Genomic DNA, 9,341 nt, shown 5'->3' on the forward strand with positions numbered 1-9,341 from the left:
GGAGGTATGACACATGTCTCGAGTCGGTCTAGCACCCATCGCCGTTAAGAGCGGCGTCGAAACCAAGATCAACGGACAGACCGTCGAGGTCAAGGGCCCGAAGGGCACCCTGACCGTCGAGGTCCCGGAGCCGATCACCGTCGCCGTGGAGGATAACGAGATCCGCGTCTCCCGCCCGGATGATCACCGCAAGCACCGTGCCCTGCACGGCTTGTCTCGTTCCCTCATCAACAACGCCGTTGTCGGCGTGACCGATGGCTACACCATCAAGATGGAAATCTTCGGTGTCGGCTACCGCGTTCAGCAGAAGGGTTCGAACCTGGAGTTCAACTTGGGCTACTCCCATCCGATCCTCATCGAGGCTCCGGAGGGCATCAGCTTCGCAACTGATGGCGCCACCAAGTTCTCCATCACTGGCATTGACAAGCAAGCTGTCGGACAGATCGCCGCGAACATCCGCCGCCTGCGTAAGGACGATCCTTACAAGGGCAAGGGCATTCGTTACGAAGGCGAGCAGATCCGCCGCAAGGTCGGAAAGACGGGTAAGTAAGCAATGGCAAACACTGAAAACAACAAGCGCACTCCAGTCGGCAAGGACATCTCTAGCCGTCGTCGCGAGGCACGCGCCCGCCGTCACTTCCGTATCCGTAAGACCCTGCGCGGTACCCCGGAGGCACCGCGTCTGGTTCTCCACCGCTCTTCCCGCCACATGCACGTCCAGGTCATCGACGACCTGGCGGGCCACACCTTGGTCTCCGCGTCCACCATGGAAGCGGACATTCGCGCACTCGAAGGCGACAAGAAGGCTAAGGCTTCCAAGGTGGGTGAGCTGATCGCAGAGCGCGCCAAGGCAGCTGGCATCGAGCAGGTTGTCTTCGACCGCGGTGGTTACAAGTACCACGGTCGCGTCGCAGCTCTGGCTGAGGCCGCACGTGAAGGCGGTCTGAAGTTCTAATGGTCAACGGAAACATCAACGGAAGGAACGCCTAATGTCGGACCGTGAACAGCGTGACGGCGGACGCTCCGCCGAGAACAAGAACAACAACCGCGGTGGCCACAACCGCCGCAATGATCGTCGTAACCAGGACAACGAGCGCGATAAGTACATCGAGCGCGTTGTGACCATCAACCGCGTCTCCAAGACCGTCAAGGGTGGCCGCAACATGTCGTTCACCGCTCTCGTGGTCGTTGGCGATGGCCAGGGCATGGTCGGCGTCGGCTACGGCAAGGCCAAGGAAGTCCCGGCCGCCATCCAGAAGGGTGCCGAGGAAGCTCGCAAGAACTTCTTCCGCGTCCCGATGATCGCTGGCACCATCACCCACCCGGTCGAGGGCCGCGACGCCGCCGGCATCGTCATGATGAAGCCGGCCGCCCCCGGTACCGGTGTCATCGCCGGTGGCGCTGCTCGCCCGGTGCTTGAGTGCGCCGGCGTACAGGATATCCTGTCGAAGTCCCTGGGCTCCGACAACGCCCTCAACGTCGTCCGCGCTACCGTGGACGGCCTCAAGCAGCTGGTCCGCCCCGAGGAAGTTGCCGCTCGCCGCGGCAAGTCCGTCGAGGAGGTCACCCCGGCCCGTATGCTGCGCCGCCGCGCAGGTCAGGAGGCATAAACAATGGCTCTGAAGATTACTCAAATTAAGGGCCTGGTGGGCACCAAGCCGAACCACCGCGCCAACATTGAGGCCCTGGGCCTCAAGCGGATCGGTCAGTCCGTCGTCAAGCAGGACACCCCGATCATCCGCGGCATGGTTAACAAGGTGCGTCACCTGGTCACCGTTGAAGAAGTGGCAGGGGAGTAGATAAATCATGGCTGATATCATCAAGCTGCACGATCTGCGCCCTTCCAAGGGCGCAAATAAGGCTAAGACCCGCGTCGGCCGCGGTGAAGCTTCCAAGGGTAAGACCGCCGGCCGCGGTACCAAGGGTACTAAGGCCCGTAAGCAGGTTTCGGCCGCTTTCGAGGGTGGCCAAATGCCCATCCACATGCGTCTGCCGAAGCTCAAGGGCTTCCGCAACCCGAACAAGGTCGATTACCAGGTGGTCAACGTGTCCGACCTGGCCAAGGCCTTCCCGAACGGCGGCGACGTTACTGTCGCAGACATCGTCTCCGCCGGCCTGGTTCGCGCCAAGCAGCCGGTCAAGGTCCTGGGCAACGGTGAAATCAGCGTCAAGCTGAACGTCACCGCTGACAAGTTCTCCAAGTCCGCTGTGGAGAAGATCGAGGCCGCCGGTGGTTCCACCACCGCGACCAAGTAAGTCTATTAAAGACCTACTAAACAACAATCCCACCGCCGGGTTCCCGTTTCCGGGACACCGACGGTGGGATTTTTCTATGTCTTATTTGCTACTCCAGCACTCACCGCCCTGTGGAAGCAAGCGCCAGGTGAACGGCGCGATAGGTTACTTTGACTCGCCGGAGGCCGGCGCGGAGGGCTCGGTGGAGGAGACGTCGTGTTCGTTCTCGCTGCGGGAGGAGTCGTCGCAGGCGGTGGCGCCGCCCACGGCGAGCAGCGCGGTCAGGGCGACGGCCGCCAAGCGGCGGGTAGGGTGAAGCTTAGTGGTAGCCATAGATAGAATTCCTTCCTTTAACGGCTAACGGTTCTCTGTCCTGCCAGCCTAGTCGTTTTTGCGGATGGCGTTGTGGGCTACCCGATTCCGCAGGGGAATAACGGCGATGAACGCCACGGCCACGACCATCCAGCCCGCGCCCAGAAGGAGCCCGGCGTTGGCCAGGCGCGGGGCGATCTCTAGATCCCCGGCGCTGTAGAGCATCACCAGGCCGATTACCGCGCCCCAAGCGAAACCGAACAGGCTGACGGTGATGAGGGGAGCGAAGATCTCGTAGGCGGCCACGCGGGTGAGAAAGCCCGGGCGCAGCCCCATCAGCCGGAGGCTGCGGGTCAGGTCAGCGTTGGCGAAGACCTCGTGCGCCTGGCCCTGCAGGATGGACATTGCCATTATGCAGAAGCCGAACGAAATGGTCAGGATGATCCCGGTGAAAACATCGTGGAAAATGATGGAGGTCTCCGGGTTCTCCCGCAGCGACTGGCTCAGATCGTCGTCCCCGAAGGGGGAGACGATCATGTAGCCGGCCAAGAGACCGAAGAGCGCGCTCGGAGAGACTCGCCGCCAGGCCGCCCGGGCCCCGGTGGCCACCCGGCGGGAGGCGATGAAGTTGGCGGTAGACCCCAGGGCGCCGGCAGCCCAGGCGCTGACCTGCAGGAAGAGCGGGGCGATGAGGTTTAGAGTTCCGATGAACAGGAGCAGGAAAACGGCGACGGCGAGCATAGCCGACAGGCTGGCAAAGAAGTCGAACTGATTAACTCCTACCAACAGGCCGACGGCGAGTACCAGGAAGGCCACGGCGCGCCACCACCGCAGGGCGCGGGGCAGCTGGCGGCGGGCTACCCCTAGCGGGCTCACCGCGACCCGCTGCATGCCGGCCAGGGCGGCGGCCAGCGCCAGGACGATAAGAGCGGATCCGACGGCCAGGTAGCCCCACCACGGCAGGTAGAGCTCGGACGGGGAGAGGGGAATCCCCATAAAGGTCAGGGCGGAAAAGGCGGGGGCCAGCAGCGCGCTGATAAACGCCCCGAGAACCGTGCCGAGCAGCGCGTTGATGCCCGTCTCCAGGACCGTCATGCGGGTGATGTCGCGGGCGCTGAGCCCGATGAGCCGCAGGGCGGCCAGCCGCCGCTCCCGCCCGGCGGCGCTGGTGACGGCGGCCTGGGAGATGAGGCTAAACAGGGCAGGAACGAGGAAGGCGCAGGCAGTCAGGGCCAAGACCGTCCAGGTGTGGGCGTCCATGCCCGGCTGGGAGGTGTCCAAGCCGGCCTGGAAGTGAGCGTTTTCGCCCCGGCGGTAGAACATGTACGTCCCGCCGGCGACGAGGAAGGCGATGGTCGCGCCCACGGTCAGCGAGCCGAGCGAAAGCAGGGTCAGGGTGCCGGTGCCGGTGCGGGAGGACACGGAAGCCCGGAACAGCTGCAGGGTCAGACCGCCGATGGGGGCGCGCGCCGGCGCGGACCGAGAGGGGCGGGCGTTTGGGGCTGCGGTGGGAGTGCTCATCGTGCGATCCCCAACTGGCGGTCGTCGTGGATGATGCCGTCGCGCAGCTCGATGCGCCGGTCCAGCCAGTCGGCCACCTGCGCGTCGTGGGTGACCAGCACCAGGGTGGAGCCTTGCTGGCGCACCAGCGTGGTCAGCATCTGCATGACGTCGTGCCCGGTGGCCTGGTCGAGCGCCCCGGTCGGCTCGTCGGCGAAGATGACCGCGGGCTCGGTGGCCAGCGCGCGGGCGATGGCCACGCGTTGGGCCTGCCCGCCGGACAGCTGCCCGGGGCGGCGGTCGGCGAACTCGCCCAGGCTCAGCTGATCCAGCAGGTGGACGGCGCGGCGCCGGGCCTTCCGGCGGGAGGTGCCGGTCAAGGTAGCCGGCAGCGCGATGTTCTCCGCGGCGGTCAGCTCCGGCAGGAGCTGCCCGTCTTGGAAGACGAAGCCGAAGGAGCTAAGGCGCAGGTGCGAGCGGTCGCCGTCGTTGAGTTCGGTCAGGTCGGTCGTTCCGAAGTGGACCCGGCCGGTGCTGGGCAGCAGGACTCCGGACATGCAGTGCAGGAGGGTGGACTTGCCGGAGCCGGACGGGCCCATGATGGCGGCGGTTTCACCCGGGGAAAGATCCAGTGTGATGCCGGAGAGGACATCGGTGCCGCCAAAATTCTTGGTGACGTCGTTGAGTTTCAATGTGGTGATCATGTCTACCTATTCAACGTAGGAAAACGCCGGCGCAGAAGCGGGGTGGTCCTAGATTTCTGGGTAGGGCTGGCCCTACCCCCACCGAAAGCGCAGGCGTTAAAGTCTGTCAGTGTGAGACTCCCGTGGAAGCATAACCCGCGCGCGGCCGTCGACCCGGCCGCCACCGACCGCGCGCAGGAGCGGGCTCAAGCCCAGCGCCTGGCCGAGCTTACCCGTGCCCGCCGGGCGATCGCGGACGCCTATGAAATCGAGCGCCAGCGCATCGAGCGGGACCTGCACGACGGCACCCAGCAGTACCTCGTGGCGGCCTCCATCAAGTTGGGCGAGGCCTTGCTGGACCTAGACGGCGTGGAGGAAAAGCTGGTGCGCGCGGCCAAGGAAGACATCGATAACGGGCTGAGCAGCCTGCGTGCGACCGTCCGCGGCATCCAGCCGCAGGTACTCACGGACCGCGGGTTGGTGGCCGCGCTTGACGATGCAGCGGTGGGGCTGGGGCCGCACGTCGCCGTCCGCGCCCCGCACCCCCTGCCGGAGCTGCAACCCAGCATTTTGGCCGCGGCCTATTTCTTCGCCACCGAGGCCATGACCAATGCCGCCAAGCACGCCCCAGGCGCGGCGGTCAGCGTCCTGGTCACCGCCGACGCCAACCTGCGCATCACCGTGGTGGACGAGGGGCCGGGCGGGGCCGAGCTGGCCCGCGGCCGCGGCCTGGCTGGGATGCGTGAGCGGCTGGCGGCTTTCGGTGGCAGGCTGGAGCTGACCTCGCCGGCAGGCGGGCCCACGCGGGTGGCGGCGGTCATTCCGTTGCTGTTGGAACGAGGAGAAACGGGGATCGGATAATGCGGACTGTTATCGCGGATGATTCCGCGCTGCTGCGCGAAGGCGTGGCCGGGCTCCTGGAGCGTCGCGGCCACCGCGTCGTCGGCCAGGCCAGCGACGCCGACCAGCTGGTCGGCCTGGTGCGCGAGCTGGCCACCGCCGGTCAGCTCCCCGAGATCTTAATCACTGACGTACGGATGCCGCCGCGCATGGCCGATGACGGCCTGCGGACCGCGGTGAGCCTGCGGCAGGAGTTTCCAGGCCTGGCGGTCGTGGTCTTGAGCCAGTACGTGGCCCCAGCCTATGCCGTGGAGCTTTTCGATAACACCGACGGCGGGACCGGCTACCTGCTCAAAGACCGAGTATCAGAAGTGGCAGACTTCCTTAAATCCCTGGACACCGTGGCCGCCGGCGGCGTGGTCATCGACCCGACGGTGGCGCAGGCGCTGATGAACTCGGCGCGCAGCGGCATCGGCGAGCTCACCCCGCGGGAGCGGGAGGTACTAGAGCTGATGTCCTGTGGGCTGTCCAACCGGGAGATTGAAAACAAGCTGTTCCTATCGACGGCGGCGGTGGGGAAACATGTGAGCAATATCTTCCTGAAACTGCGCCTGGACCCGGCAGAAGAAAACCGGCGGGTCAAGGCCATCTTGCGCTACCTCGCGCAGCGCCAGCTGCCCGGTTAAGGCGAACCTAACCGCGTTTAGGCCGTTGCTATTGGGGCTAACGCTTTTGCGGCTGGTAGGGTAATGGGGTCAAAACTGTTCATCCCACCCGGAGGGCTCACCAGGCCGCCTTCACCGCGCGCGTCGCGGACGGCGGCCTGGCTTTGCCCAGCGGGTCAAATGAGTATCCACCTCGAGGCAGTAGAAGGGCACCGGCACGCGCGAGGCGCGGGCGGTATTTTTCTGCGGACGCCCTCGGTAGGCCAGGAGGATTGTGTAGTGTCCGCCATTATCCAGGCATTTAAGGACGCCGATCTGCGCAAAAAGATCATCTTTACGATCGTGATGATCATCGCGTACCGCATCGGCGCGCAGATCCCGTCCCCGGGCGTCGACTACGGCGCCATCGCGGGCCGTCTGCGCGACCTGACGGAAGAATCCGGCAACCTGTACTCCGTCATCAACCTGTTCTCGGGTGGCGCGCTGTTGCAGCTGTCGATTTTCGCCATCGGCATCATGCCGTACATTACGGCCTCCATCATCGTGCAGCTGCTAACCGTGGTCATCCCGCACTTCGAGCAGCTGAAGAAGGAAGGCCAGTCTGGGCAGACCAAGATGACGCAGTACACGCGCTACCTCACCGTGGCGCTGGCGCTGCTGCAGTCCTCCGGCATCGTCGCCCTAGCAGACCGTCAGCAGCTGCTGGGCCAAGGCGTGGAGGTCCTGGTTCCGGACCGCAACATCTTCGACCTAGTGGTGCTGGTGCTGGTGATGACCTCCGGCGCCGTGCTCGTGATGTGGATGGGCGAGCTGATTACTGAAAAGGGTATCGGCAACGGCATGTCCCTGATGATCTTCGCAGGTATCGCGACCCGTCTGCCTACCGACGGCATGAACATCCTGCAGAACAACGGCGGCCTGGTCTTCGCCATGATCGTCGCCGGCGTCATCGTCCTGGTTATCGGCATCACCTTCATTGAGCAGGGCCAGCGCCGCATCCCGGTCCAGTACGCCAAGCGCATGGTGGGCCGCCGCCAGTACGGTGGTTCCTCCACCTACCTGCCTCTGAAGGTCAACCAGGCCGGCGTTATCCCGGTGATCTTCGCGTCCTCGCTAATCTACATGCCGGTGCTTATCACCCAGATCGTCAACTCCAACAACGCGGTCACCCCGGACAACTGGTGGCAGCGCAACGTCATCTCCTGGCTGCAGAGCCCGGCGTCCTGGCAGTACATCGTGCTCTACTTCGTGCTGACCATCTTCTTCGCTTACTTCTACGTATCGGTTCAGTACGATCCGGCGGAGCAAGCAGATAATATGAAGAAGTACGGTGGCTTCATCCCGGGCATCCGCCCCGGCCGCCCGACGGCCGAGTACCTGGGCTACGTGATGAACCGCCTGCTGTTCGTGGGCGCTGCCTACCTGGGTATCATTGCTATCCTGCCGAACATCCTGCTGGACTTCGGCGTGGGGCACTCCCAGGGCGGCGGCATGACCGCCTTCGGTGGTACCGCGATCTTGATTATGGTCTCTGTTGCCTTGACTACCGTCAAGCAGATTGAGTCCCAGCTTCTGCAATCGAACTACGAAGGACTGTTGAAATAATGCGTTACGTACTCCTTGGACCTCCCGGTGCCGGCAAAGGCACGCAGGCCGCTATCTTGAGCGAAAAGCTGGGCATCCCGCACATCTCCACCGGTGACCTCTTCCGCGCCAACATCGGCGAGGGCACCGAGCTGGGCAAGGAAGCCAAGTCCTACATGGACGCCGGCCAGCTCGTGCCGACCGACGTCACCGCCCGCATGGTCAAAGACCGCCTTGAGCAGGACGACGCCGCCAAGGGTTTCCTGCTGGACGGCTTCCCGCGCACCGTGGCGCAGGCCGACATCCTGAGCAAGCTGCTGGCCGACAAGGGCCTGGAGCTGGACGGCGTGCTGAACTTCGAGGTTTCCGAGGACGTCGTGGTCGAGCGCATGCTGGCCCGCGGCCGCGCGGATGACACCGAGGACACTATCCGCACCCGCCTGGGCGTCTACCGCGATGAGACTTTCCCGCTCATCCAGCACTACGGCGACGCCATCATCTCGATCAAGGCCGAGGGCGAGATCGAAGAGATCAACGCCCGCGCCATGGAAGCACTGGGGAAGTAGGTTAAGAGCCATTTCCATCTTCTCGCGCCGCAGCAAACGCATCCCCGCCCGTACCCCGGGCGAACTCGACGCCATGCAGGCGGCCGGCGAAATCGTCGGCCGCGCCCTGCAGGCCGTGCGCTTGGCTGCGGCGCCTGGCGTATCTACCCTCGAGCTCGACGCCGTCGCGGAAGAACTCATCCGCGGCGCCGGGGCTCAGCCCACCTTTAAGGGCTACGAGGGCTTCGCGGGCTCCATCTGCGTCTCCGTCAACGACGTCATCGTCCACGGCATCCCCGATAACGAGACGGTCCTGGCCGAAGGCGACTTGGTCTCCATCGACTGCGGGGCCACCCTCGACGGCTGGGTGGGGGACAGCGCCTGGACCTTCCCCGTCGGCGAGGTCAGCGCGGAGGCTGCCAAGCTGAACGATGCCACCGCCTGGGTCCTGTCCGAGGGGCTTCAAGCCATGGTGCCGGGCAACCGACTGACCGATGTCTCCCACGCGCTCGAGCTAGCCACCTGGGCCGCTGAGGAAAAGTTCGGTGTCGAGCTGTTCATCGTCGACGGCTACGGCGGCCACGGCATCGGCCGCACCATGCACGAGGAGCCCTACCTGGCCAACGAGGGCCGCCCGGGCCGCGGGCCCTATATCCAGGAAGGCTCCGTGCTGGCCATCGAGCCCATGCTGACGCTGGGCACCGAAGGCTCCGTGGTTCTGGACGACGACTGGACCGTCATTACTGAGGACGGCTCGCTGGCCTCCCACTGGGAGCACACCGTCGCCGCCACCGCCGACGGCCCGCGCATCCTGACCCCACGCTACGACAAGTAGCCCGGCCTTACTAGGGCCAGGCTCCCGAGAGCACCGGGCAGCGCGCGGCGGCGCTGGGCGGGAAAGCCCGTGCGCGGCTACGATTTGGTAACGTTCACGCCCGGCTGGGAAATTCCTCGGACAGAGGTCTATAATTTCCAGC

13 protein-coding genes are annotated in these 9,341 nt (G+C 64.9%); 10 read left to right on the forward strand and 3 right to left on the reverse strand.

Annotated features, from left to right (window positions below):
• Window positions 1–13: 13 nt before the first annotated feature.
• Genes rplF through rplO form a run of 5 tightly spaced genes read left to right on the forward strand, consistent with a single transcriptional unit; the run spans window position 14 to window position 2,256 of the window.
• Window positions 14–550 carry a 50S ribosomal protein L6 gene (gene rplF, locus HMPREF3067_RS02800; RefSeq protein WP_070768212.1) on the forward strand — a complete coding sequence of 179 codons (537 nt, stop codon included), beginning with the start codon at window positions 14–16 and terminating at the stop codon, window positions 548–550.
• Window positions 551–553: 3 nt separating this feature from the next.
• On the forward strand, window positions 554–955 hold the full coding sequence (gene rplR / locus HMPREF3067_RS02805; RefSeq protein ID WP_070768213.1) for a 50S ribosomal protein L18: 402 nt from the start codon (window positions 554–556) through the stop codon (window positions 953–955).
• Between the two features lie 34 nt (window positions 956–989).
• Complete coding sequence (gene rpsE, locus HMPREF3067_RS02810; RefSeq protein ID WP_070768214.1) at window positions 990–1,610, forward strand: 30S ribosomal protein S5; 621 nt, start codon at window positions 990–992, stop codon at window positions 1,608–1,610.
• 3 nt (window positions 1,611–1,613) lie between these two features.
• Window positions 1,614–1,799 (forward strand): 50S ribosomal protein L30, encoded by a 186-nt coding sequence (gene rpmD, locus HMPREF3067_RS02815; protein ID WP_070768215.1) that lies wholly within the window; start codon window positions 1,614–1,616, stop codon window positions 1,797–1,799.
• A 7-nt stretch (window positions 1,800–1,806) separates the two neighbouring features.
• Complete coding sequence (gene rplO, locus HMPREF3067_RS02820; RefSeq protein ID WP_070768216.1) at window positions 1,807–2,256, forward strand: 50S ribosomal protein L15; 450 nt, start codon at window positions 1,807–1,809, stop codon at window positions 2,254–2,256.
• Between the two features lie 144 nt (window positions 2,257–2,400).
• Here the strand turns inward: rplO and HMPREF3067_RS11320 are convergent, their stop codons facing one another.
• From HMPREF3067_RS11320 to HMPREF3067_RS02830, 3 genes are read right to left on the reverse strand one after another with little or no spacing between them, the layout of a single operon-like run.
• Complete coding sequence (locus HMPREF3067_RS11320; protein ID WP_168166939.1) at window positions 2,401–2,568, reverse strand: hypothetical protein; 168 nt, start codon at window positions 2,566–2,568, stop codon at window positions 2,401–2,403.
• Window positions 2,569–2,616: 48 nt separating this feature from the next.
• Window positions 2,617–4,068: an FtsX-like permease family protein gene (locus HMPREF3067_RS02825; RefSeq protein WP_083319100.1), complete on the reverse strand. Its 1,452-nt coding sequence runs from the start codon at window positions 4,066–4,068 to the stop codon at window positions 2,617–2,619.
• Window positions 4,065–4,751: an ABC transporter ATP-binding protein gene (locus HMPREF3067_RS02830; protein ID WP_070768217.1), complete on the reverse strand. Its 687-nt coding sequence runs from the start codon at window positions 4,749–4,751 to the stop codon at window positions 4,065–4,067. Before HMPREF3067_RS02830 ends, HMPREF3067_RS02825 begins: the two co-directional genes overlap by 4 nt.
• Window positions 4,752–4,862: 111 nt before the next feature.
• Here HMPREF3067_RS02830 and HMPREF3067_RS02835 point away from each other — a divergent pair, with 111 nt between their 5' ends.
• From HMPREF3067_RS02835 to map, 5 genes are all read left to right on the forward strand, one after another.
• Window positions 4,863–5,591: a sensor histidine kinase gene (locus tag HMPREF3067_RS02835; RefSeq protein ID WP_070768218.1), complete on the forward strand. Its 729-nt coding sequence runs from the start codon at window positions 4,863–4,865 to the stop codon at window positions 5,589–5,591.
• The gene (locus tag HMPREF3067_RS02840) at window positions 5,591–6,256 is read left to right on the forward strand and encodes a response regulator transcription factor (protein WP_070768219.1); all 666 of its coding nucleotides are present in this window, start codon (window positions 5,591–5,593) and stop codon (window positions 6,254–6,256) included. Before HMPREF3067_RS02835 ends, HMPREF3067_RS02840 begins: the two co-directional genes overlap by 1 nt.
• 258 nt (window positions 6,257–6,514) lie before the next feature.
• Window positions 6,515–7,840 (forward strand): preprotein translocase subunit SecY, encoded by a 1,326-nt coding sequence (secY, locus tag HMPREF3067_RS02845; protein WP_070768220.1) that lies wholly within the window; start codon window positions 6,515–6,517, stop codon window positions 7,838–7,840.
• On the forward strand, window positions 7,840–8,385 hold the full coding sequence (locus tag HMPREF3067_RS02850) for an adenylate kinase (protein ID WP_070768221.1): 546 nt from the start codon (window positions 7,840–7,842) through the stop codon (window positions 8,383–8,385). Before secY ends, HMPREF3067_RS02850 begins: the two co-directional genes overlap by 1 nt.
• Before the next feature lie 16 nt (window positions 8,386–8,401).
• Window positions 8,402–9,199, forward strand: a complete 798-nt coding sequence (gene map, locus HMPREF3067_RS02855) for a type I methionyl aminopeptidase (protein WP_256381263.1) — start codon at window positions 8,402–8,404, stop codon at window positions 9,197–9,199.
• The last annotated feature ends 142 nt before the right edge of the window (window positions 9,200–9,341 follow it).

It is taken from the genome of Corynebacterium sp. HMSC04H06, assembly GCF_001815935.1.
GTDB lineage: Bacteria > Actinomycetota > Actinomycetes > Mycobacteriales > Mycobacteriaceae > Corynebacterium.

Bases quoted from the DNA above. Each gene is read 5' to 3' on its own strand.
- HMPREF3067_RS02850 (WP_070768221.1), top strand. From the start codon at position 7,840: ATGCGTTACGTACTCCTTGGACCTCCCGGTGCCGGCAAAGGCACGCAG.
- HMPREF3067_RS02840 (WP_070768219.1), top strand. From the start codon at position 5,591: ATGCGGACTGTTATCGCGGATGATTCCGCGCTGCTGCGCGAAGGCGTG.
- rpsE (WP_070768214.1), top strand. From the start codon at position 990: ATGTCGGACCGTGAACAGCGTGACGGCGGACGCTCCGCCGAGAACAAG.
- HMPREF3067_RS02830 (WP_070768217.1), bottom strand. From the start codon at position 4,751: ATGATCACCACATTGAAACTCAACGACGTCACCAAGAATTTTGGCGGC.
- rplF (WP_070768212.1), top strand. From the start codon at position 14: ATGTCTCGAGTCGGTCTAGCACCCATCGCCGTTAAGAGCGGCGTCGAA.
- rplR (WP_070768213.1), top strand. From the start codon at position 554: ATGGCAAACACTGAAAACAACAAGCGCACTCCAGTCGGCAAGGACATC.
- HMPREF3067_RS11320 (WP_168166939.1), bottom strand. From the start codon at position 2,568: ATGGCTACCACTAAGCTTCACCCTACCCGCCGCTTGGCGGCCGTCGCC.
- HMPREF3067_RS02825 (WP_083319100.1), bottom strand. From the start codon at position 4,068: ATGAGCACTCCCACCGCAGCCCCAAACGCCCGCCCCTCTCGGTCCGCG.
- rplO (WP_070768216.1), top strand. From the start codon at position 1,807: ATGGCTGATATCATCAAGCTGCACGATCTGCGCCCTTCCAAGGGCGCA.
- rpmD (WP_070768215.1), top strand. From the start codon at position 1,614: ATGGCTCTGAAGATTACTCAAATTAAGGGCCTGGTGGGCACCAAGCCG.